General features: G+C 59.2%; 17 protein-coding genes and 3 pseudogenes. 7 read left to right on the top strand and 13 right to left on the bottom strand.

The features are described from left to right. Positions 1–210 precede the first annotated feature (210 nt). Both repA and repB read left to right on the top strand, forming a co-directional pair. Positions 211–1,434 carry a plasmid partitioning protein RepA gene (repA, locus tag ASD01_RS32860; protein ID WP_082566386.1) on the top strand — a complete coding sequence of 408 codons (1,224 nt, stop codon included), beginning with the start codon at positions 211–213 and terminating at the stop codon, positions 1,432–1,434. Positions 1,435–1,482: 48 nt separating this feature from the next. Further along, on the top strand, positions 1,483–2,463 hold the full coding sequence (repB, locus tag ASD01_RS32865; protein WP_060644954.1) for a plasmid partitioning protein RepB: 981 nt from the start codon (positions 1,483–1,485) through the stop codon (positions 2,461–2,463). Between the two features lie 222 nt (positions 2,464–2,685). Here repB and ASD01_RS32870 read toward each other — a convergent pair whose 3' ends face one another. Both ASD01_RS32870 and ASD01_RS32875 read right to left on the bottom strand, forming a co-directional pair. Further along, positions 2,686–2,949, bottom strand: coding sequence for a hypothetical protein (locus tag ASD01_RS32870; RefSeq protein WP_060644955.1), 264 nt, complete (start codon positions 2,947–2,949; stop codon positions 2,686–2,688). Positions 2,950–3,221: 272 nt separating this feature from the next. After that, positions 3,222–4,118: pseudogene (locus ASD01_RS32875) on the bottom strand (recombinase family protein). Positions 4,119–4,535: 417 nt separating this feature from the next. Between ASD01_RS32875 and ASD01_RS32880 the strand changes: the two are divergent. Both ASD01_RS32880 and ASD01_RS32885 read left to right on the top strand, forming a co-directional pair. Continuing rightward, the gene (locus ASD01_RS32880) at positions 4,536–4,781 is read left to right on the top strand and encodes a type II toxin-antitoxin system ParD family antitoxin (RefSeq protein ID WP_060644956.1); all 246 of its coding nucleotides are present in this window, start codon (positions 4,536–4,538) and stop codon (positions 4,779–4,781) included. 2 nt (positions 4,782–4,783) lie between these two features. Continuing rightward, on the top strand, positions 4,784–5,101 hold the full coding sequence (locus tag ASD01_RS32885) for a type II toxin-antitoxin system RelE/ParE family toxin (RefSeq protein ID WP_060608248.1): 318 nt from the start codon (positions 4,784–4,786) through the stop codon (positions 5,099–5,101). A gap of 63 nt (positions 5,102–5,164) precedes the next feature. On the opposite strand, the pseudogene ASD01_RS32890 reads toward ASD01_RS32885, so the two are convergent. The 5 genes and pseudogenes from ASD01_RS32890 to ASD01_RS32905 form a co-directional block, all read right to left on the bottom strand. Then, positions 5,165–6,326: pseudogene (locus tag ASD01_RS32890) on the bottom strand (site-specific integrase). A 257-nt stretch (positions 6,327–6,583) separates the two neighbouring features. After that, positions 6,584–7,782, bottom strand: a pseudogene (locus ASD01_RS32895) (IS256 family transposase). Between the two features lie 197 nt (positions 7,783–7,979). After that, a complete protein-coding gene (locus ASD01_RS32900; protein WP_348272367.1) occupies positions 7,980–9,431 on the bottom strand; it encodes an ATP-binding protein in 1,452 nt (483 codons plus the stop codon). Further along, positions 9,349–9,687 (bottom strand): PAS domain S-box protein, encoded by a 339-nt coding sequence (locus tag ASD01_RS37470; RefSeq protein WP_082584727.1) that lies wholly within the window; start codon positions 9,685–9,687, stop codon positions 9,349–9,351. Before ASD01_RS37470 ends, ASD01_RS32900 begins: the two co-directional genes overlap by 83 nt. Beyond that, on the bottom strand, positions 9,680–10,468 hold the full coding sequence (locus tag ASD01_RS32905) for an alpha/beta fold hydrolase (protein WP_060644957.1): 789 nt from the start codon (positions 10,466–10,468) through the stop codon (positions 9,680–9,682). Before ASD01_RS32905 ends, ASD01_RS37470 begins: the two co-directional genes overlap by 8 nt. 279 nt (positions 10,469–10,747) lie before the next feature. On the opposite strand from ASD01_RS32905, the gene ASD01_RS32910 reads away from it, so the two are divergent. Together ASD01_RS32910 and ASD01_RS32915 are read left to right on the top strand one after the other, a co-directional pair. Next, positions 10,748–12,931, top strand: a complete 2,184-nt coding sequence (locus ASD01_RS32910; RefSeq protein ID WP_060645006.1) for a PAS domain-containing sensor histidine kinase — start codon at positions 10,748–10,750, stop codon at positions 12,929–12,931. Next, positions 12,928–13,305 carry a response regulator gene (locus ASD01_RS32915; protein ID WP_060644958.1) on the top strand — a complete coding sequence of 126 codons (378 nt, stop codon included), beginning with the start codon at positions 12,928–12,930 and terminating at the stop codon, positions 13,303–13,305. Before ASD01_RS32910 ends, ASD01_RS32915 begins: the two co-directional genes overlap by 4 nt. A gap of 117 nt (positions 13,306–13,422) precedes the next feature. Here ASD01_RS32915 and ASD01_RS32920 read toward each other — a convergent pair whose 3' ends face one another. The 6 genes from ASD01_RS32920 to ASD01_RS32945 form a co-directional block, all read right to left on the bottom strand. After that, a complete protein-coding gene (locus tag ASD01_RS32920; protein ID WP_162251062.1) occupies positions 13,423–16,797 on the bottom strand; it encodes a PAS domain S-box protein in 3,375 nt (1,124 codons plus the stop codon). Positions 16,798–17,082: 285 nt separating this feature from the next. Further along, the gene (locus tag ASD01_RS32925; RefSeq protein WP_156623725.1) at positions 17,083–17,337 is read right to left on the bottom strand and encodes a hypothetical protein; all 255 of its coding nucleotides are present in this window, start codon (positions 17,335–17,337) and stop codon (positions 17,083–17,085) included. Between the two features lie 267 nt (positions 17,338–17,604). Continuing rightward, entirely contained in the window at positions 17,605–18,003 is a 399-nt protein-coding gene (locus ASD01_RS32930; protein ID WP_200954167.1) for a hypothetical protein, read from the bottom strand. A gap of 982 nt (positions 18,004–18,985) precedes the next feature. Then, a complete protein-coding gene (locus tag ASD01_RS32935; RefSeq protein WP_060644962.1) occupies positions 18,986–19,951 on the bottom strand; it encodes an HD-GYP domain-containing protein in 966 nt (321 codons plus the stop codon). A gap of 179 nt (positions 19,952–20,130) precedes the next feature. Then, positions 20,131–20,355, bottom strand: a complete 225-nt coding sequence (locus ASD01_RS32940) for a hypothetical protein (RefSeq protein WP_060644963.1) — start codon at positions 20,353–20,355, stop codon at positions 20,131–20,133. A 186-nt stretch (positions 20,356–20,541) separates the two neighbouring features. Next, a complete protein-coding gene (locus tag ASD01_RS32945) occupies positions 20,542–21,057 on the bottom strand; it encodes a YybH family protein (RefSeq protein ID WP_060644964.1) in 516 nt (171 codons plus the stop codon). A gap of 86 nt (positions 21,058–21,143) precedes the next feature. Here ASD01_RS32945 and ASD01_RS32950 point away from each other — a divergent pair, with 86 nt between their 5' ends. Beyond that, the gene (locus ASD01_RS32950) at positions 21,144–22,100 is read left to right on the top strand and encodes a LysR family transcriptional regulator (RefSeq protein WP_060644965.1); all 957 of its coding nucleotides are present in this window, start codon (positions 21,144–21,146) and stop codon (positions 22,098–22,100) included. Positions 22,101–22,419 lie beyond the last annotated feature (319 nt).

The following is a 22,419-nucleotide window of genomic DNA, read 5'->3' on the forward strand; positions in this document are numbered from 1 at the left end:
CTTGCGGCGCCCCTAATGCGGAGAGTATGCAGGTAAGCTATTGAAAAACAGTGGGAAAATGCGCTCTATTGACTTCATGTGCTGCTGTCGATCCGTTCTGAGTTAACCCTTTGTTAACTCTATATTCCTTGTCAGACGAAAGGAACCGCACATAATAACGGTTAGGATGAGTTCCTGCCTGAAAAACCGTTATTTGAGAGCTTCCTTGCAATGAACGCTAATTCGCTGTCCATGGCTCCCGCACAGCCGATGCACTTTGAGGATTTGATCCTCGAACAGGGCGATTTGATTTCAAAGAAGCTGCACCTGTTGAGCATGCAGCAGTTCCCGCCGAATGCCAAGAAACTGCTGCGCCAATTCTCGCTCTCGGAGGTCGCTGATTTCCTCGGGGTGTCCCAAAGCACGTTGAAGAAGCTCCACCTTGAGAGCAAAGGCCCCCTCCCCCAGACGTCTTCGTCGGGCCGCCGTTCCTACAGCGCCGAGCAGATGGAGGAACTGCGCCAGTACCTCGACCAGCATGGTCGCTCCGAAGCGCGCAAGTACGTGCCACGCCGGCGCGCTGGCGAGAAGCTCCAGATCATTGCGGTCGTCAACTTCAAGGGTGGATCGGGCAAGACTACCACTGCCGCTCACCTGGCGCAGTACATGGCACTGACAGGTCACAGAGTGCTCGCCGTCGACCTCGACCCGCAGGCCTCGCTGTCTTCGCTTCACGGCTTCCAGCCCGAGCTCGACATGACGCCTTCCCTTTACGAAGCGATCCGCTACGACGAGCAACGGCGATCGATCACCGATATCATCCTGCCGACCACCTTCCCCGGCCTCGACATCGTACCCGCCAACCTTGAGCTGCAGGAATTCGAGTACGATACGCCCCTCGCGATGACGAACAAGAGCTCGAACGATGGCAAGACCTTCTTCACGCGCATTTCGCGCGCGCTTGTCGAGGTCGAAGATCGCTACGACGTGGTTGTCATCGACTGCCCACCTCAACTCGGCTACCTGACGATCACCGCCCTGACCGCGGCGACAAGCGTACTTGTCACTATCCACCCCCAGATGCTTGATGTCATGTCGATGGGACAGTTCTTGCTAATGCTGGGCGGCATCTTGAAGCCGATCCGCGAAGCTGGTGCCGCCGTCAATCTCGAATGGTACCGCTACGTCATCACGCGCTACGAGCCAACGGACGGGCCACAGGCGCAGATGGTAGGGTTCATGCAGACGCTGTTTCACCAGTTCGTTTTGAAGAACCAGATGCTGAAGTCGACAGCGATCTCTGACGCTGGAATTACAAAGCAGACACTTTATGAGGTCGACAAGGCCCAGATGACGCGCTCGACCTATGAACGAGCGATTGGATCCTTGAATGCGGTCAATGCCGAAATCGCTGAACTCGTGCATGCGTCCTGGGGACGTAAGGCTGCACGCTGATCACATCAACCTTCACACTCAGTCGGTTAGGTAGAACGGAGCAGGCACATGGCGAGAAAAAATCTGCTGGCGGGACTGGTAGACGCAGCGGAGATCCCGCAGGCGGATACCGCGCCAGCCTATCCCATGCGTGGTGCGTCAAAGAGCATGGTGCGTTCTCTCGACGAACTCTCTAAGCAGGCCGACAAGTTCCTCGAAGGTGAAGCCGTCGTCGAGCTCGATCCGGATACGGTGGATGGGTCCTTTGTGCTTGATCGTTTGACGGACGATAGCGAGCAGTTTGAAGAATTGAAGGCGGCAATTGCCGAACGCGGCCAGGACACGCCGATCCTCGTGCGCCCTCACCCGTCTGCATCCGGACGCTATCAGATCGTCTTTGGACATCGCCGTGTGTGTGTAGCGCGCGAACTCGGCCGTAAGGTCAAGGCAGTTGTCAAAGCAATCGATGACCGGACACACGTTATCGCTCAGGGCCAGGAAAACTCAGCCCGCGCCAACCTCTCGTTCATCGAACGTGCCAGCTTTGCTTCACGCTTGGAGGCGCTTGGTTACGACCGTGGAGTGATCGCATCAGCTCTTGCTGCGGACAAGACGGCGGTTTCGAAGATGATGAGCGTGACTGAACGGGTGCCGTTGGTAGTCATCGAGCAAATCGGTGCGGCGCCCTCGACTGGGCGCGACCGCTGGCTCGAGCTTTCGCTTCTGGTAGGCAAGGCCGCCAATGCGGAAAAGGTGAACGACATCGCCGGCGATCCAAGCTTCCAATCGCTTTCAAGCGACGAGCGGTTCAACACGCTATTCAAGGCACTGGATACGTCGGGGCAACCCGTCAAAAAGATGTCACTGAAATCCAAGGAAAGCTGGCAGACAAGCGACAAGGCAGTCTCGGCTCAGTATTCGAACTCCGGCAAGGCCTTCGAACTTTCAATGAAATCGAAGAACGCCGGTCGCTTCGGGCAGTATCTCGCTGAAAACCTGGATCGGCTCTATTCCGAATTCCTGGCGGCGAATGACGGGAAGGAAGACTGAACGCTCAAAAGAAAAAGGCCCCCAGACGGTAACCATCGTGGAAGCTCGCTTTAGCGCCTGATGAGCAAGATGGCCCCGCTGTCGTCGTGCCGACGTTATCTAAGCAATTGAAAAAAAATAATAAAACTGGAAAATTGTCGGCCGGCAACTTTCTCGACCCCCGTCAACGCTGATTTGCGTCCAGCGCATAGAGTGACCGTCAGCGCTAACCCGGTGTTAGGGTCAGCACCTCGCTGTTGGTTTTGCGCGAATCGCCGCTACGCCGATGCCGACAACCTGGAACGCCTCATTCAGTTTCGCCACGGTTCTGCTCACCTTGATCCCGGCGCCGCCGCCGGTGACCACCCACGAGCCGGGACAACGATTGTCCAGCACATGCTCGGCAATCAGGGCAGCATCGTCCAAATGCCCATCGTCGTCTGAAAAGCCGGTGAAGCTTTCGAGTATTTCGACCGCTGGGGGTTGGTCATTGTTTCTATGGTCCAAGCGGCGTTTCCGGCGCCGAAGGTGATACGGCGGCCAATCAAAAATTCTGGCACCAAAGTGCCAACCTTCTTAAACACCGTGGCCGGATCGGCATGGAGGGGAGGGGGGAGCCGGTGCCAAAAGAACCCACCGCGGCGGATGAGGATGCAGGCGCTTGGCTGAAACTGCGAGACGGCGGCAATTACCGTCGGCCGGCGGCGCCGATCGTCAATAGCTTGGAAGACCCTGTCGGCAGAGGAAGCACGCGATCGGTCGCCTGATGAGCCGCGCCTTCAATGGCGGATGAGGCCATATCGGTGGGCTTCGTCCAGCAGGTCGCGGACGGAGGAAGGCTGCCATTTCTTGCCGCCGCGCACAGGCCGTTCTCCCATCTGATTCAAATTGGCGGCAATGTCGCGGAGCGACAGATTGGGATCGGCAATGGCGATCGCCGCTACCAGCTTCATCAGATGGTCTTCGGGCGCACGGCGAGGGGACCGGGCCAGGAGGTCTTTTTCCGCGAGCTTGTCGCGCACCAAGCGCGCTCGACGGTCCAGTCGTGACCGCGGCGATTAAGCACCCGCACGACGTTGTCCCAACTGTGGTGAGGCCGCAGTTGCCGCACCATCGGCAGCCAAGTTTGCGCGGATGCAATGAGCTCGTCGAGATAACGCTTTGCGCGTGCTTTTGAGACTGATTTGATGGCCTCCGGTGGCCGTTCTCGCAAGCCCGGGTTTCCCGGGAGCTTGCCACGCGCCTTCGCCGCCTTGATGCCGGCTTTGGTGCGTTCGGCAATCAGCGCCCGCTCGAGTTGGGCGACCGCGCCGAGAACTTGGAGGGAGAACATGCCCTGAGGCGTCGATGTATCGATCGGATCGCGGATCGAGCGGAAATGCACACCGCGCTCTTCAAGATCCTCGATCACTGCCAATAGATGGCTCACGGCTGGCCAGCCGATCGAGGCGAACGACGACGAGGATATCTCCCGCGGCGAGCTCGCCAAGCAATTTGACCAAAACTGGGCGCGCGCGCGATGCCCCAGAACCGTGCTCCTGATAGATGCGGTCGCAGCCGGCAGCTCGCAGCTCATCGATCTGGGCATCGTGGATCTGGCCGTCTGTCGAGACGCGGGCGTAGCCGATCAGCCGTCTTTGAGGCTGTTGGACGCTAACTGTTAGTCGCTTTGCCATCGCGCTTTCACCGGCCTCATCTCAAGCTGGTTTGTACAGATAAGAAATGCGTGAGGAATTGCTCAGTTGCAAGCGTGTTTTATGTACTGAATAGCGGACCGCCAGACTCAAATCGGTGCCCGGGGCGAGCAACGGCGCATCCATATAGGCAAACGCGCGTCAACGGGCTTCTGCGGCTGAAATGCAGTTGTCATTATCGCCCAAACTCTGGAATGGGCGGGCAATTCGGCCCGGCGGCTCTCTGCGGGATTTGAGCGTGAGCCTGGGTCGACGCTGATGGCGCTGATGCGGCACTCGCCAAGTCTCAAGGCCTCTTGAATGCGGAATTGAGCGTTCGCATTTGGGGTGGTGGCGTAGTGTCAATAATTGCGCAATTCATGTTATTGTGCGATGCTTGTGAGCAAACGGAGGTGTGACATGAACGTTTCCATTGGTGACCGTTGGGAAGCCTTTGTATCCAACATCGTGAAGGACGGCCGTTACGGTTCGGCCAGCGAAGTCGTGCGTGAAGGATTGCGGCTGGTCGAGGAGCGCGAGCAGAAGTTGAGGGCTCTGACCAGCCTGCTCAACAAGTCGATCGCCGATGGCGGCGAAGCATCCGTCGCAGATATTGACGCGGCGCTGGAAGCCAAGGCCGCTCAACTGACCAAGGAAGGCTTCTAAGGGTGCCGCAGCTTCGTATGCTGCCTTCGGCACTCACAGACCTGGTCAATATTCTCGAATACATCACTCGACAGAGCGGTAGTTTGATGGCGGGACGTCGGTTTGTGGGAGAACTTCGGCAAAAATGCCGGACACTGGCCGATCTTCCCGGCACCCTCGGCCGAGCAAGGCCGGAATTGCGCCTCGATATACGCAGCGCGGCGTTCAAAGGATACGTCATCTTTTTCCGGTACGCCGACGAACGTTTTGAGGTCGTCAATATCATCGAGGGGCATCGCGATATCGATGAGTTGTTTTCCGCGGTCGACGCGAACGAATAGCACCCACGCCCCCGCTAGCCTGACTGCCGATTGCCGCTACCAAGGATGAGCGAGCGAGGGGCGCTAGGTAACCAACCGCGCCGCTCGTCCCAGCTTACGCTTGGCGTCGTTGTAGTAGCGGGCGGCCTGCGTCACGGTTTTGTGCAACGACTGCTGCATCGCTTCCGGAAGGGGAATGCCACGATTGGCGGCTTCAGTCAGATAACCTGATCGCAGTCCATGCGCCGAGAACAGGGTCGGGTCGAGACTGACCTGCTTACACCGGTTTTTGAGGATCAGATTGACCGACTGCGGCGTCAGCGCACGGCGATCAATGTTCGCCCACTGGTCAATCGGGCGAAACACCGTACCCTCTTTGATATTGGCTTCCTCGAGCCACCGTTTTAATGCGGTCACCGGTCGGCCGATCAGCAGTACATGTTCGTCGTCATCGCTGGTGGTCGTCTTCGTCCGACCCAGTCGGATGGCGAGGAAGGGAAGGGGAGGGGAGTGCGGGATCGATGGATCCGCCAGCACGGGATCCTCGTCGGTCAGATCCTCCACACGCAGCGCCGCCACTTCCGACCGGCGACGGCCGCCGGAGGCGAACGCGGTCAGCAGCAAGGCGCGGTCGCGCAGATCGACTAAGCGTTCACCCGCGCAGGCGTCAAGCAGCTTCGCCAGGGTGTCGCCGGTCACCGCCATTTTGCTCGTGCGTTGCCGCGGGCGGGCGCTGGCACGGACGGCAAGCCGCAGCGCCGATTTTAAGCGAGGGACCGTCGAAGGCGCCTGTCAGGCCGCGCCAACGGGTCAGGATCGACCAACTCGTCAGTCGGCGCCGTACCGTCTCCGGCGCATGCGGCCCGTCGGCGCGCAAAAGCCGCTGGGAACGCAGGCCGCTTTCCACCTCCACAGGCATGCCGTGGTTCGCATCCTCGGCGCGCTTGGTCGGATCCCACAGGTGATGGGCAACGAACTTCAAAAGCAGGCTCTCCGGCGCCGGCCAGGGGAGGGGGGTGTCGGTGGCGAGCTGACACCAGGTTTCGAGATAGCCGAGATCGGAGGTAAGCGCCCTCAGCGTGTTGTCACCCATGCCTTCGCTGGCAAGGTGCTTGAGCGTGGCGACGTCGTCATCCGTTAACAGGGTGGCGATCTGGTCACGCCGATCAAACGATAGGATGGCGTCGAGTGCGTCCAGTTCTTCGGCACGCCGGTGGACGGCTTCGGAAAGTGTCTTTTTTGCCAATTCGGAGGCTCCGCAAGTCTGTAGCTCTTGCGGAATTTTGGGCGATTTGCGACTCCAACGCTATCACAATCGATACCTGAAACCTATCGATAGTGATGGAGTCCAAGGACTGCCGCCTGGATCACGGAAGCAAATGCGCAGTTCTAATACATATGGTTAATTTCATGCTAAATTTAACGCGGCGCGTAGATCGTGTCCCGCGGGGTGGTGTAGCTGGCGGCATTGGTCGCCGTGCTCTCCGGCATGGGCCGGGCTGATCAGCGCGCCACTGCTGGCAGGCTGATCATGGGATCATCGCTCATCTGGCTGATCGTTTCCAGCGTCATGTATCTGGCGCGCTGCACAGCCCATTCGTCGTTCTGCTCGAGAAGGATCGCACCGACGAGGCGCACGATCGCATCGTCGTTGGGGAAGATGCCGACGACCTCGGTTCGTCGCTTAATTTCGCCGTTGAGACGCTCGATCGGATTCGTCGAGTGAAGCTTGGCACGATGTTCCTTCGGGAAAGTCATGTAAGCCAGTACGTCGGGCTCGGCCGCGTCCATGATTGTTGCCAGCTTCGGCACCTTCGGCCGGATCTGGTCGGCAACGGCTCGCCATTGTAGGGACGCTGTCTCGGGCGACTCCTGAGCGAAAGCGGTGGCGATGAAGGCCGAGACGACCCTGCGCCCGCTCTTGCCGGCGTGGGCCAGCACGTTCCTCATGAAGTGGACGCGGCACCTCTGCCATGTCGCGCACAGCACCTTGGTGACGGCCGCCTTGATGCCTTCGTGGGCATCGGAGACGACAAGCTTGACGCCACGCAGGCCGCGACGTGTCAGCTTGCGCAGGAACTCCGTCCAGATTGGCTCGGCTTCCGATGTGCCAATCTCCATGCCCAGAACCTCGCGCCGGCCGTCCGCATTGACGCCGACGGCGATGATGACGGCGACCGAGACGATCCGCCCGCCGCGGCGGACCTTCACGTAAGTGGCGTCGATCCACAGGTAGGGCCAATCGCCCTCGATCGGCCGCTCGAGGAAGGCCTTCACCTTGCCGTCGATCTCCTCGCACAGCCGCGAGACCTGGCTTTTGGAGATACCGCTCATGCCCACTGCCTTGACCAAGTCGTCGACCGAGCGCGTCGATATGCCTTGGATATAGGCTTCCTGGATGACGGCAGTCAGCGCCTTCTCGGCCATGCGGCGGGGTTCGAGGAAGCCTGGAAAGTAGGAGCCCTTCCTGAGCTTGGGGATGCGCAGCTCGACCGTACCGGCCCGCGTCTCCCAGTCCCTGTCGCGGTATCCGTTACGCTGGGCCAGCCGCAACGGGTCCTTCTCGCCATAGGCGGCGCCGGTGGCTGCGCCCACCTCCATTTCCATCAGCCGCTCGGCGGCAAGCCGATCATCTCCCGCAGCAGATCGGCATCAGGGGTCTTCTCCACGAGCGTGCGCAGGTTCATCATGTCGTCGGTCATCGGTGGTCCTTCCATCGGACTTCCTTCAACTGGGCTGATTGGCGAGGTATGGGGGCTTGGTGGGCTCCCGGAGAACGTCGGATTGGCGAGTGTTCGCCCGAGCCAATCAGCCAGACGCCTCAGGAATCGCATGTCTATGCGTTGCCCTCATTCAGATCTCATCCCCCTGCTCCTCGTCCCTTCGGGATAACGATAAACTAGGAAGGTATACTATCCAGAAGAGAACGAACACGCGCGGCGAGTTCAGCGAATGTGAAGGGCTTTCCGACCATCTGGACGCCTGGCTCCAGACGGCCGTTGTGGATCACGGCGTTTCGCGTGTAGCCCGTCGTGAACAATACGTGCAGGTCAGGGCGGCGGCGCTGCGCTTCCCGCGCAAGTTCCCGACCGTCCATTCCGTCGGGAAGAACAACGTCGGTGAACAGCAGCGCCACATCCGTATCGGCCTGAAGGATCTCCAAAGCGCGCCGACCATTGCTTGCCTCCAGCACGCGGTAACCAAGTTCCTGCAGCACGCCAACGCAGTAGGCACGCAGATCATCGTGGTCCTCGACCACCAGGACCGTCTCGGACCCGCCGTCCACGCTGCACTCACTGGTCAACTTGGGATCCGCGTCCACATCCTCGTTCGTCGCGCGCGGCAGGTAAAGTTTGACGGTGGTACCGTGACCAAGCTCCGAGTAAATCCGAACATGCCCTCCCGACTGTCGGATGAAGCCGTAGACCTGGCTCAAACCGAGCCCTGTTCCCTTGCCAACTTCCTTGGTAGTGAAAAAGGGTTCGAAAACACGGTCGATGGTTTCGGGAGACATCCCGGTTCCGGTGTCTGACACGGCGATCAGCACATATTGCCCAGGCTTCACGGGCTCGGTGAGTGCCGCGACATAGGCTTCGTCCAGCGAGGCGTTGGCCGTTTCGATAGTAAGTCGGCCACCTTCCGGCATCGCATCGCGGGCATTGACCGCCAGATTGATCAGCGCGTTTTCAAGCTCGCCTGGATCTGCGAATGTCTGCCATAATCCGCCGGCGGAGACGGTCTCGAAGGCGATTGTTTCCCCCAGCGTCCTCTGCAGCAGATCCGCGACACCGGAGATAAGCCTGTTTGCTTCGAGCTTCTGCGGGGCCAGGGTCTGCTGGCGTGAAAAAGCGAGAAGACGCGCCGTGAGCGTTGCGGCGCGCTCGGCACCATGATGCGCCATATCACGGGACCGGCGCATCCTTGCGAGATCCATCTCACCAGGAGGGCGATCAAGTTGCCGGCCGATGGTGTCGAGGCCACCGACGATGACGGTCAGCAGATTGTTGAAATCATGCGCAACGCCGCCCGTGAGTTGCCCAACGATCTCCATCTTCTGGCTTTGCCGAAGGGCCTCCTCCGTCTTCATCCGCTGCGCGACTTCTTCCGCCACGCGTTCCTCAAGGCGGGCGTTCAATTCCTGAAGCGCGTCGCTCGCGGCCCGCGCTTGACGTTGGGCGTCCAATAATTCCTGCTCATAGCGCCGGCGATCCACGGCATTGAATACCGTGATCCGGATGAATAACAGCTCGCCTTGCTCATCGCGCCGTTCAGCGGCGTTGACGAGCACCGGCAAGCGCTCTTTTGACTGTTTGACAAATTCGAGGGCCACCTCGTTGAAGTGGCCCTGCATGCGAAGCAACGGAGCAAAATGAGTTTCGTAATAGACGGCCGGCGACATTGAGCAAGTCGTGAAAGGACCGCCCTTTCAGTTCAACGCTGCTGTACCCGGTCCATGTCGCGACGGTGGCGTTTGCCCGCAAAATGCGGCCGTTCGGCTCCAGCGAGAGATAGCCGCAGGGGGCGTGTTCGAACAGGTCTTCGAAATCGTCCGCTTCGCCAGAGCGGTTCAACTGGTTGGGTTGTGAAGTTGGAGGATCCCTAGACAAATTCGCGGATCGCTTTGATCACTGCATCCGGCGCACTTAGATTGGGACAGTGGCCAGTCGCGTCCAGAATGACGAGCTTGCTGTTGGATAGCTGCTCGTGAACATATTCGCCCACACCGACCGGCGCGATGACGTCCTCCTTGCACTGCAACACGAGCGCCCGCGCCTGGAGACCCTGGAGATCCTCCCGGTTGTCTGACATGAAGGTTGTCCGGGCAAAATGTTTGGCGATCTCGGGATCGGTCCGGCAAAAGCTGTTGGTCAGTTCCTCGCCCAACTCGGGCCTGTCGGGATTCCCCATGATCGCCGGCGCCATGGCCGCGGACCACCCCATATGATTGCTGTCGAGAAAATCGAGCAATTCCTCGATCTGTTCCGCGCTGAAGCCGCCCGTGTAGCCGTCATCGTCTATGTAGCGGGGTGATGGCCCGACAAGCACGAGACTCTCGAAAAGCTCCGGAGCCATTTTGGCGGCCAGAACTCCGGTCATGGCGCTCACCGAATGCCCTACGAATACCCCACCCTTGATATCAAGTGCGTGCCCTAGCTCGACGATATCATCGGCGTAGCCCTGCAGGTCGCTGTATTTTGCCGGGGAGAACGCTGAAAGATCCGATCCACCCGCACCGACGTTATCGAAAAGGACCGTGCGGAAACTGTCTTCGAACGCCGGGGCAACGAAGCGCCACATATTCTGGTCGCAGCCAAATCCATGAGCGAACACCATCGACCGGCTTCCGTTTCCCGCGAGTTTCACATTATTCCGGACAAGAACTGACAAATTTGATCCTTTGGTCCATGGGGGAGCGCTGTTACGTCCACCTTATGGTATTTGGAACAGACTGGCGATGGCTGGTGACGTATTCGCATTGGTTGCCTCAGTTGGGGCAATTTCTCGTCCAGTCTGTAGAGCCAAGCTGCGGTCGCGGAAAAGCGACCCTCATGGAACTTATCGGGTGGCAGAGCGTTCTGTGGGGTTGATCGTGACGCCCAAGGAATTGGGAGCTTAGATAAAATCCCGTTGGAGGCATGCACCATCGGCAGGAACCAGGGGCAAAGCATGTCAAACGTCGAAGCGTTCCCGGGGAGGGGTAGGCGGTCTCGGACAGAGCTCGAGAGCCTGATGTCCGCTTCGCCGGCGACACTCGATGCGATCCCGGGAGCGGTCTATCTCTGTGACAAAGACGGTTGGCTGGTCCGCTACAACAGCGAAGCGGCAGACCTGTGGGGCAGGAAGCCACCCGTGGGCGTCAACGGCACTCGCCTATGTGGGTCTCACCGTCTTTTTCTGATCGATGGCACACCGCTGGCGGTTGACGACTGCCCCATGGCGGCTGCCGTTTACGGTGGTGTGGTCACGCGCAACGCCGAAGTCATTATGGAACGGCCTGACGGTTCGCGGTTCGTTGCTCTGGTCAACATTCGCCCGCTCAAGGACCCCGAAGGCCGGATCGAAGGCGCGATCAATTGCTTTCAGGACATCTCAGCTTACCAAGCCGTTTCGCAAGAGCTGCAACACAGGAATGAGGAGCTGGAAGACTTCTTCAACAACAGCGCGGTGGGTCTTCATATCGTCAGCGGCGAAGGCATCATCCTGCGCGCCAACCAAGCTGAACTATCTCTCCTGGGCTATCAGGCCGAAGAGTATGTTGGACGCCACATCGCTGAGTTCCACGCAGACGCGCCTGTTATCGGCGACATTCTGCAGCGTCTTTCGCGAGGGGAAAAGCTGGAGGGTTATCCCGCCCGCCTTCGCGCCAAAGACGGTTCGATACGACATGTCGTAATCACGTCGAATGGACGTTTTTCGAACGACAAGCTGGTCAACACCCGCTGCTTTACGGTCGACGTCTCTGGCGTGCACGCAGCGGAGGCTGCACGGCGCGAAAGCGAAGAGCGCCTGACGGCTACCTATGAGGCTGCCACAATCGGTATCGCGGAGGCGGGGCCCGACGGACGTTTAATGCGGGTCAATGATGCGATCTGTAAGATGCTCGGCCGCAGCCGCGAGCAGCTGCTTTCGATGACCTTCTACGATTACACCCACCCGGACGAAGTGAGTGCCGATGCGGCCCTCTACCAGCGCCAGGTCGCAGGAGAACTCGATCGGTATGTCCTGCGCAAGAGGGCCTTGAAGGCGGACGGGACGATCGTCTTTCTCGACATACACAGTTCCTCGGTTCGCGATACAGAGGGCTTCCGCTATGGCGTAAGGATTATCCAGGACGTCACTGAGGCACAGCATCTGGAGGACCGCTTGCGCGAGGGCGAACGCCATCTGCGCGACCTGCTCGAGGCACTTCCCGCCGCCGTGTACACCACCGATGCTGAAGGACGTATCACCTTCTTCAATCGCGCAGCAGTCGACATGGCCGGACGCGCGCCCCAGCAAGGCGACAAATGGTGCGTCACCTGGCGACTGTTCAACCCGGATGGATCTCCGCTCCCGCATGATGAGTGCCCGATGGCGATCGCGCTGAAGGAGGATCGGCCAGTTCGTGGGGCAGAGGCCATTGCAGAGCGACCGGATGGGAGCCGGGTGCCGTTCATCCCCTATCCGACGCCCCTTCACGATGCCGACGGCAGGCTTGTCGGCGCGATCAATATGCTGGTCGATATTACAGAGCGGAAGCTGGCCGAGAACCGGCAGAAGACACTGATCGATGAGCTCAACCATCGTGTGAAGAACACGCTGGCGACGGTGCAATCGCTGGCCGCTCAAACTGCGCGGCATGCAGTGAGCGCCCCGGACCTTTATGAGAAGCTTGAAGCGCGGTTGCTGGCGTTGTCGCGCGCGCACGATCTGCTAACGCGCCGGCATTGGGAGAATGCGCCGCTCAAGGACCTCGTGAAGGAGATTGTCTCGCCGTTAAATGATGGGGGGGCAGAGCGCCTCCGTATTGAGGGCCCCTCGATTCACGTCAGCACTCGGGAGGCACTCAACCTGACGATGGTGCTCAACGAACTGGCGACAAACGCGGTCAAATATGGCGCCTTGGCGATCGAGGGGGGCAACGTCGACCTGAATTGGGCGATCGAGCGTCAGGGCGATACCACACAACTTCTTCTCACCTGGCGAGAAGTCGGCGGCCCAGCCGTTACACCGCCGACGCGGCGTGGGCTTGGAAGCCGCTTGATGGAGCGCTGTATCGAACGAGATCTCGGTGGCGAGCTCGATCTGGCGTACTTTCCCGAAGGCCTTGTTTGCGGGATATCGATCCCTTTTGCACTGGAGACCGCATGACTGAACTGGCTGGTCTAAAAGTGCTCGTTGTCGAAGACGAGGCAATGGTTGCCATGCTGATCGAAGACATGCTGGAGGACCTCGGCTGCACGGTCGTCGGTTCAATCGCATCGCTTGCCAAGGCGTGTGATGCCGCCGCCACCGCCGATATGGACGTGGCCATGCTCGACATGAACATCGCCGGGCAAAAAGTTTTCCCCGTGGCGGATATCCTGCGGGAGCGTCGAATTCCCTTTCTGTTCAGCAGCGGATACGGTGAGGCCGGTTTGCCCGCGGAATATTTAGCGAGTCAGGTCGTGCCGAAGCCGTTTTCTCAGGAGAGCCTGAAGGAAAAACTGGTCCTGGCCTTGCAAGGCAAAGATACCCCGGCATAATAACGTCGGTCGCCTTATTTGGTGGGCCCTCAAAGCCGCGCTTGTTCGGCAGCTTTCGCTGGCAGGTGAAAAATGCCTGCCAGATTGCCAGCGTGTCCTCGAAGATTGGGTAGCGATCTATTCTCGATCCAGTCGGGTCGCCCCCGACTCGATTGCCGCCAAGGCCTTTAGTATCATCGATGCCGTGAAGGGTTTCCCGATCGAGACGGTGCGCTGATCCGTTAATGATGAAACTGAATCATCACTGCCAGTCACGACGATCGGGATATCCAGGTCAATCGTGCGAATTTCACTCAGCAGCGACCGCCAATCCTTGTCTGGCATATTGGCATCAATGACGATCGCGTCGTATCTGCCTTGTGCGGCCCTCAATTTGCCGATTGCTTCAGTTGAGGTCGCCGCGGGTTCGGGATGATATCCGGCTGACGCCAGAGATTCTTCGGCAAGGACGCGCACGGACGGGTCGGCTTCGACCAGAAGTATCCGCCTGGCTTTCCCTGCATCCAGGAGATCGCGCACGCGCTCGGCCAGTTCCCGCGGGGTGAAGGGCTTGGGAAGCAACGCCACGCCGGCATCGAGCCGGCCGCCATGGACGATGGCATTTCGCGTGTACCCGCTCGTGTAGAGCACCTTGAGGTTTGGTCTCGTCCGATGAACTTCGTCGCTCAGTTCTCTGCCGGACATCCCCGGCATGACTACATCGGTGAACAGGAGGTCGACTTTTAGCGAAAGCTCCTCGAGTATGCGCAAGGCAGCCTTGCCGTCAGCCGCTTCCAGAACCGTGTAGCCGAGCTCGCGCAGCACTTCCGCGGAAAAAGCACGAACTTCCTCGTCATCCTCGACAACCAGGATCGTCTCGCCGTTGATGCCACGGCTTGCGGGGCCAGCGAAGTCAGCCGCCTCATCCGAGACGACGTCTCCCGTAAACCGCGGAAGATACATCTTGATCGTGGTCCCACGGCCTTCTTCAGAATAGACGCTCACGTGACCGCCTGACTGCTTGACGAAGCCGTAGACCTGGCTCAATCCCAAGCCCGTTCCCCGACCGACCTCCTTCGTCGTAAAAAACGGCTCGAACACACGGGCGAGGTTTTCCTTGGGCATGCCAATGCCGGTATCGCTGACCGCGACGACCACGTAGTTGCCTGGCGGGACCTCGGCATGCGCCGCCGCATAACCACTGTCGAGATGCGCGTTGGCCGTCTCGATGGTGAGCGTGCCCCCGTTCGGCATGGCGTCCCGAGCGTTGACCGCAAGGTTGATGAGCGCGTTCTCCATCTGGTTGGGATCCGCCTCTACCGGCCAAAGGCCGGGACTGGTCACGACCTCCAGTTTGACGAGTTCACCAAGCGATCTGTTGAGAAGCTCCGACATGCCGGAGACGACTTTGTCGAGGTCAAGGATCTTTGGCGCCAGCGGCTGGCGTCGCGAGAATGCAAGCAGGCGCTGGGTGAGCGTTGCGGCACGTTCGGCGCCCTTCATCGCATTCGCCATGGCGCGTCGGGCCCGCGGCGCGCCCTCCGGGTTGTCGAGCGCACGGGCAGCCATATCCATATTGCCGGTGATGATCGTCAGGAGATTATTGAAGTCGTGGGCGATCCCGCCGGTGAGCTGGCCGACCGCCTCCATTTTCTGCGACTGGCGCAGTTGCTCCTCGACCGCGCGCTTTTCCGTCAGATCGCGGGTGATCTTCGCGAATCCGATGATCTCGCCACTCTCATCCCGGATCGCGTCAACGACCACGCTTGCCCAGAATTCGGTTCCGTCCTTGCGGACGCGCCAGCCTTCCGCTTCGAATTTGCCGGTCCGGGTTGCTGTATCGAGCGTGCGGGCGGGCATGCCTGCCTCGCGGTCTCGCTCGGCATAGAATGTGGAGAAGTGCTGCCCGATGATTTCGCTGGCGGAATAGCCTTTGATCCGCTGCGCACCCGCGTTCCAGTTGGTGATGATGCCTTGCGGGTCGAGCATGTAAATCGCGTAGTCCGTGACGCCGTCGACAAGTATGCGAAAGCGCCGTTCAGTCTCTTCCAGCCGGTCGAAAGCGGCCTGGATCTCGCGCGTACGCTCCGCGATGCGGCACTCCAGCGTGGCGTTCAGGTCCTTGAGCGCTGCCTCGGCCTCTCGCTGCTCTGTGATGTCCGTGTGGACGCCGACCCATTGCTCAATCTGGCCGTTATCATCCATGACCGGTACAGCGCGAATGCTATAGTTGCGCCACACTCCGTCGCGGCGCTGCAGCCGGTGCTCGAACACAAACGGTCGTTTGGTTGCAACCGACGCATTCCACGCATCGACGGTCGGCTGCGCGTCATCAGGATGAACCCGCCTGGCCCACCCATAGCCTTCATACTCTTCCTGGGTTTGACCCGTAAGTGCGGTCCATCCAGGCTGCTCACCTTCCATGCGGCCCTCAGGCGTGTTCGTCCAGAGGATACCCTGGACCGCCTCGACCGCGGCTCGAAAACGTCGGTTGCTTACGCGGAGCTCCGCTTCTACGGACCGGCGCGCTTCCAGTTCCTGCAAGGAAAGACGGTTCAGACGCGCATTGTCGATCGCCGTGGCCGCATGGCCAGCAATTCCCAGCACGATATTTTCGTGCTCCTGCCCGAACTGCCCCTCAAGCCGGTGGCCGAAGAACAGCCCGCCATGTACCTCGCCCGACCGGGAGACGACAGGCACTGCCAGATAGCTCGCCACCGGCAGATGGCCATCGGGCATTCCTTTCCAGGGGCTGTTCTGTCCATAGCGAGGGTCCAGCCGGATATTGTCGGAGCGGACGACCCCATTCCCGGCAAAGGTAGGCGCGAAAACGGCGGTGTTGCGCGGATGCGGAAATTGGGAGAAAGCTTCGCGGGGAACGCCGGAGAGGCTGTAGAGCATGTAGCTCTCGCCTTGGTCGTTGACCTGGTTGTAGAAGAAGGCTCCGAAATTCGCGCCGGTCAGTTCGACGCCCGCGTCTGTCACCATCTGGACGATGCGGTCAAGCTCGCGCTCCGCCGCGACTTGGGCGCCGACCCGATTGACGATCTCGAACGAGTTTTGCAGTTGGAGATTACCGATTGCCGAGCCGACGAAACCCGACAGCATCCCGAGCATCGATACCGCCTGCGGATCGGGCTGACCAACGGTTTGCCAATAGGCACCTATTGCCGACTTGGATCCGCCCGCCACGACAGGGAAAATCGCCATGCTCCTGACGAAAGTCGAACTGTACGCAGCTTGTGGCACCCGTTCGTCAGCTCGGATGTCTGCGATGATTGCTGGTTCGTCATGTAGCATCACCCAGCCGGAGACGCACTCCGCCAGCTTGAACCTTTGCCCTTGCCATAACGGCTCGATCGCATCCTCGGCGATATAATGGCATTCGTCGCCCTCAGCGCGGACAAAGGAGATGCCGTCCGCTCCGACGATCTCGCGCGAAGCGGAGCGCACGATCTCAACGACCTGATCGAGATCGCGCGCCCGCGCGAGGCGGTCGGCGACGTCCAACAAGGCAAGCAGTTCTTCTGTTTTTGATCCCGGGCTCATAAATTCCGAATATCACCAAAGCTCTGGCATTGCGCAATGCGTGCGTACGGTTTCGGCAATAAATTCACATGATTAAGTAAGCTCCGGGCTTGAGGGACGGCAAGGCGCCGCCGAAATCTCCATTTCTCGACAAGTGCAACCGTTCTTCGCCATGCGGTCGTTGTGAGGACGCCACAAATTTGTTACGGTCCCCGATGCTAGTTTGTACGCCGGGGCGGCCCCAATCCCTCCTGGCCGGATCAGGTATATTCATTCGACAGCGGTGCGCCTGACGATTGATTGTGGCACCAGATCTAGAGTTGTTGAAAAGCCGAAGTAATATCCCTGCAACTCGCTGCAACCCTCCTCGGTCAGAACCGCCATTGCTCGTTGATTTCGACGCCCTTTGCCAAAAAACCTTCTTGCCAAACCGGGGGCATCCACATACGCCCCGCCGCGATCCGTTCCACAGACTTGGAAGCTCGTCTGCGCAAGGTCGATCGCAACTATATGCACCTGTGCCATCTGCCTTCCCTCCGTGAGCGCCACCATGGCGTTAGGTAGGCATCATACGCCGATGCCGGCGGGAGGAGCATCCCCTCCATCAGTTCCCTTAGCGCAAATCCAACCTCCCTAGATTGCCTGATCCAGGTACGTCGCCGGAGCGCAATGCAGGGGCGCGCGCTTGAAGGAGTCAAGGGTTGGCAAAAGCACCGGAGCTGCTGAACTAGTTCCGTGCTCCTGTTCAGGGAACACGGAACCATTTTGAGTTATCAGGAGCACAGCCTAGGGTCAGGACTCGTTGATCAGAGCCAGAAGATGACGGTTGCGGCCAGAGCGAGGGCGGACGAAGGCGGCATTTGCGGTCAGGAATAGCGAGGTCGCATCCATCAGCTCTGAGAAGATCGCGACATCGCCGGGATTGACGCCGAGACTTGCGAAGCCCTTGACAATCGCCAGAGCTGACGCGCCACGGAAGCTGTTGTTGTAGACATCGAGCGCGCGTGTGAAGTCGAGCGCATCGTATACCTTGTTGGCGGTTTCGGCGGTCGGGGCGCCATCCTTGAACTCCAGTGTCCCGATACGCGTTTGCACCGCATCGGGTGCGCCAAGCGATAGCACGGTCTCGGGTGCTACCTGTGCAACGGCAGCGCCTGAAGACAGGGCGGAGGCAGCAATTAGTATGGTCAAAGTCGATTTCAGACAGCGATTCATGATTTTCCCTCGTCCCAAACGCACTGCGCGGAAATCTCAACCATTGCTAGAACGGTGTCCAGATGAAAACTTCTCGCAGTCTCCTCTTCGTGGTCGGAAAGGTGCTGCCCTGACGACATACGATGGATGCAGATCGCGCTTCTCAACGGGTGACCGCAAGTTCGTATCCCATCACGACGCGAGGATCGAACCGCGTGACTGTTGGCTTGTCACCACTCATGTAATTGCTCCGCGGCTCGACTAGGCGATCTCGGTGCAGACGAAGTGCCGATCGGATAAGTGGCCTTGAGCGCGTCGAGGACCGCAAGTCACAGCCACAGGGTTCGGTCCGAAGGGCAAGCGGCCCCTGATTAGTTCCTGGCGGCTTTCACGTGGATAAAGAAATGGCGCAGAGAGCGGGGACCGGGGTCGGCATAGCGCCAATCGGCTCCTTCCGGGGGTAAAGGGAGCTTGGCCGAGACGTCGGGGTTGGGCTCAGTAGGAGGGCGTTGAACCTGGTGTGAAAAAGGTTCCGGCAACAAAACAAAAATAGGCCACGCCAGTTGGCAGGCCACGCACGTGGGCAGGGCCGCCGTTGCGAAGCCTAGTTCCGCTTGCAGTGACAGGGTTCAGCGTCGTCTACGAGGAGCCAATCGGAAATGCGGGTGAGGTCGAGCGAATACTCGTTGTCGAATCGTCGCAATATAAGTCTGCCGCCGTCACGCCCTATCAAAGCGCCCACAAAACAGCGTATTCGATCCGCTTCGTCTACCACTTCGAACACGTATCTCAATGGAACAATCCATTAAATTTGGAGCAATACAGATAGTATTGATCGGATATCTTGAACGAGGCTTACGCGGCGGCGTGACAGATTTTACTCTGGAAGCACTTGTTGCACTGTCGCTACTACCGTCAGCACCGCTGTTTTGGTGGTGCCGCGGCTACGTTGCCGCACCGCCAGAGGCGCGTGTATAGTTCAACAGATGGCTCCAGAGATTATCACCTCGGAGACGAACCTCCTCAGGAGATCGGGATCGAAGTGGTTCCTGGAGCGGAGCATGACATCCGTTGCTTCCGCTTGTGAAAGGGCCGGTTTGTAAGGCCGTACACTTGTCAGTGCGTCGTAAACATCGCAAATCGACGCGATCCGTGCGGGATAGGGTATTTGCTCACCCGCCAGGCCACGGGGATACCCTGAACCATCGAACTTTTCATGATGATAGAGGCAGATGTCGAGCACCGGAGCGGGAATTTCCGCAGTGTTCGCCAGGAGTTGATAGCCCCGTTCCGGGTGCGTGCGAATGACTGCAAATTCGGGTGGGGAAAGCTGGCCAGCTTTCCGCAGCAACGCCACGGGGAGCGTCATCTTTCCCAAGTCATGAACAAGACCGCCAAGTCCGAGATGCCGAACAGGCCCATCCTCTAGCCCAAGGGTGCGGCCGAAGGTGATCATCAAGGCGCTGACCGCCAGGCAATGAATGAAGGTCTCTTCGTCCGCACGTTTAAGTTTCGCGACGCCGATCAGTGCGCCAGGATTCGTCGTGGTTTCGACCATAAGCTGTTCGACCGCCTGGGTGGCGGCATCGAGCTTGAAAACGCCCTCCATCCGGGCGCTAGACAAGACCTGGCGGATGTGCGGTCTCGTTTCCTCGATTGTCTTTCTGGCCAGGGCAATTTCCGCGACAGTGAACTTAGTTGCGAGGTGGGTTTCGAACCTGGTGGTGTCGAATACGTTCGACCGTTGAGTGTCACGATCGACATCTAAGCCTTTCCGGGTATCGATGATGACGCTCATCGCGTGGCTTTTGAGCATGCGATCAAGGTCTTTAGTCGACGACACCAGAAATCGTCCAGACCGCCGGGGTAGCTGATGTGCCGGTCCTTCCAATTCTTCGATAAACATACCCACGCGAACTTGATGAAGCCGGATTCTTTTTCTCATTGCCCCCGCCCGAACACAAGATTGCAACCGGCAATATATCTAGGAGCATTGTCTTAATAACATTCTATCGAACTTGCCGCTGCCTTTTGCTTGCCGTCACTGTCGTACAACTAGGACGGATTTCGATCCCGCGGGCGCGGAACAGGTGGTGACAGCTGGGTCGCGAAGGTTAATCGGTTCTACCGGATCGTCCGGGGGCTAACGTTCGCCAGCATCGCCAGGACATCGTCTTCCAGCCGCTGGCAGAGATCTTCGTATTCCTCGATAAGGTCTGGGTCAGAGACCGGCTGTCCACGGAGCTCATCACGCTTCACTGCGGCCATGCCGTAAGCCTCTAGGAGATCGGTGAGCGCCAGAAGGTTCGTATCGGAAATCTGTCTCCGATGCCGTGGTAAACGCATCATGATACGGGCTCTGCCGGCCTTGTGGAAATCCATAGCTGCTGTCTCGGACACTGTTGGAGACAGTCTCCCTCAATAGCGACTATGGGACAAGCAGGTTCAACGGTGGCCAAATATTACTTCGCGCCAAGTGTTCCAGGGCGGCAGTGTGACGCCGGCAGGAATGTGCCCTCTAAACGGGGTTGACCTTCAAGAGCCGCGTGCGAGCGCTGCCGATTGTTCCAATGAGATCGCGTGGCGGAGCGGATCCGCATGGCGATGCGCAAGGCGCCACTGCCCGTGCTCCCGACGATAGACCAGGGTCACACGCAACGCCCAGTCCTGAGCGGGCAGGTCGCCGACTTCGACACGAGCGTATTCGATCAAGGCGAGTACGATCATGTCGGTGCCAGAATAGGTCTGGACGACCTCTTGTTTCAGCGTTCCATTGCGGAAAAAATGGCTGATTTCCTCCCAGGTTTCTTCGGTAATATCAGGCTCACGCGACGGCCTACCGCCGAAGGGAGACATCAGCGTGAAATCCTCCGTAAGTGGGACGAACTGCCGATAGGTGGCCACATCGCCACGCATCAGTGCTGCGTTGGCCTCTTGCGACAGGCGGGCGAGGCGGCAGGCTTGCGCACCGGTTTCTCCCTCGATGAGCCCCGTGGTTGGCGCGTGATCGTTCGCAGTGTTAGTCAAAACCGGCAACAGTGACTTTGACATAATAGGCTCCTTTCCGAGCGAGAGGCTGAGCGACTTCAGAAGTGCCTCATTGATGTTGCTGAAGCCAATGATATGATTTCAGCAATATGCTGAGTGAAATCGATCTTTCTCGCGCCGACCTCAATCTTCTCGTGCTTTTCGAAATGGTCTACGAGGAGGGGCATGTCGGCCGTGCTGCCGAGCGGCTGAATGTTTCGCCGTCAGCGGTCAGCCATGGGCTTGGACGACTGCGGCGGATGCTGAACGATCCGCTTTTCCTGAGGACGCCCAAAGGCGTGATAGCGACGGCCCGCGCTGAAGAACTGGCAGAACCGATCGCCGAGATCCTTGCTCGCACGCGAAATGTCATAGCGATGGCCGAGCCATTCGATGCAGCGACGTCGAGGCGGCGCTTCACGATCGGGGCTCCGGACGGCGTTTCGGCTGTGTTCCTGCCTTCTCTGCTTGCCGCTTTGAAGAGAACGGCGCCACTTGTCGATCTCAGCATAAGGCAGCTGTTGCCGGAGCAGCGAGAAAGCTCGCCCGCACGGGCGTGGCGCAACGCGCTAGTAGCCCTTGAGGCTCACGTCATGGACATCGCGGTCGTGCCCGTCGATGAGGTTCCCGCTCGCTTTCATGCGGTGCCTCTCTACGACGAAGATTTCGTTATCGCCATGCGCGCAGACCATCCGTTCGGAATGAATCCGACGCTGGAGCGTTATGTGGAAATGCGGCATCTCGTGGTTTCGTTAGCCGGCGATCCACACGGATTCGTCGATACGGTGCTTGTGCAGCAGGGGCAGACGAGACGGACGGCCATAACGGTCCCGAACTTCATGTTCGCGCTCGCGGTAGCTGCTGAAAGCGAGCTGCTCGTCGCAATCCCACGGCGCTTCGCAGCAATCTACGCTCATCGCTTCAACCTCGTGACCGTCGATGCCCCCTTGCGACTGCCGCGGTTCAGGCTGAATGCTGTTGCTCCGAGAGCCGCGACGATGGATGCCGGATTGAGTTGGCTGTTAGGGATGCTCGTATCGGCCAACGAGCTTGAACATCCGCTTTGAAGGGCCTGACGGGCGCGTGTCGTGTTCATGTGACGCGAAGCGAGACAATTTGGACAGCTTTTATATCCGGCCAGCGGTATTTTTCCGTTCGATGTCTTCCACGGATGCTCGCGAGCGGGCCGATTTCGTGTGCACAGGCGAGGCCCGTCGCCGTCAATGAGCGCCAGGCCTCTCACCGCCTCCTCCCCGTCCGAAGACGGCTGGTGCTCGCTATCACAAGGATCCCTGCACCTCCATTGGCCCATCTGGGCCCTGTGGCTTTCGAGGATATGGCGACGAACCTTCAGGAATCTCGACGAATTGCTTGACAGGTCCGCAG

Origin of the sequence: Ensifer sp. Root423 (assembly GCF_001426275.1) — a bacterium.
Classification (GTDB): Bacteria; Pseudomonadota; Alphaproteobacteria; order Rhizobiales; family Rhizobiaceae; genus Ensifer; species Ensifer adhaerens.

Excerpts from the sequence above, each read along its gene's own strand:
- ASD01_RS32900 (WP_348272367.1), bottom strand. The coding sequence starts at position 9,431 with ATGCAGGGCCACTTCAACGAGGTGGCCCTCGAATTTGTCAAACAGTCA.
- ASD01_RS32910 (WP_060645006.1), top strand. The coding sequence starts at position 10,748 with ATGTCAAACGTCGAAGCGTTCCCGGGGAGGGGTAGGCGGTCTCGGACA.
- ASD01_RS32940 (WP_060644963.1), bottom strand. The coding sequence starts at position 20,355 with ATGATGCGTTTACCACGGCATCGGAGACAGATTTCCGATACGAACCTT.
- ASD01_RS32945 (WP_060644964.1), bottom strand. The coding sequence starts at position 21,057 with ATGTCAAAGTCACTGTTGCCGGTTTTGACTAACACTGCGAACGATCAC.
- repB (WP_060644954.1), top strand. The coding sequence starts at position 1,483 with ATGGCGAGAAAAAATCTGCTGGCGGGACTGGTAGACGCAGCGGAGATC.
- ASD01_RS32880 (WP_060644956.1), top strand. The coding sequence starts at position 4,536 with ATGAACGTTTCCATTGGTGACCGTTGGGAAGCCTTTGTATCCAACATC.
- ASD01_RS32915 (WP_060644958.1), top strand. The coding sequence starts at position 12,928 with ATGACTGAACTGGCTGGTCTAAAAGTGCTCGTTGTCGAAGACGAGGCA.
- repA (WP_082566386.1), top strand. The coding sequence starts at position 211 with ATGAACGCTAATTCGCTGTCCATGGCTCCCGCACAGCCGATGCACTTT.
- ASD01_RS32935 (WP_060644962.1), bottom strand. The coding sequence starts at position 19,951 with ATGAGAAAAAGAATCCGGCTTCATCAAGTTCGCGTGGGTATGTTTATC.
- ASD01_RS32950 (WP_060644965.1), top strand. The coding sequence starts at position 21,144 with ATGCTGAGTGAAATCGATCTTTCTCGCGCCGACCTCAATCTTCTCGTG.
- ASD01_RS32925 (WP_156623725.1), bottom strand. The coding sequence starts at position 17,337 with ATGGCACAGGTGCATATAGTTGCGATCGACCTTGCGCAGACGAGCTTC.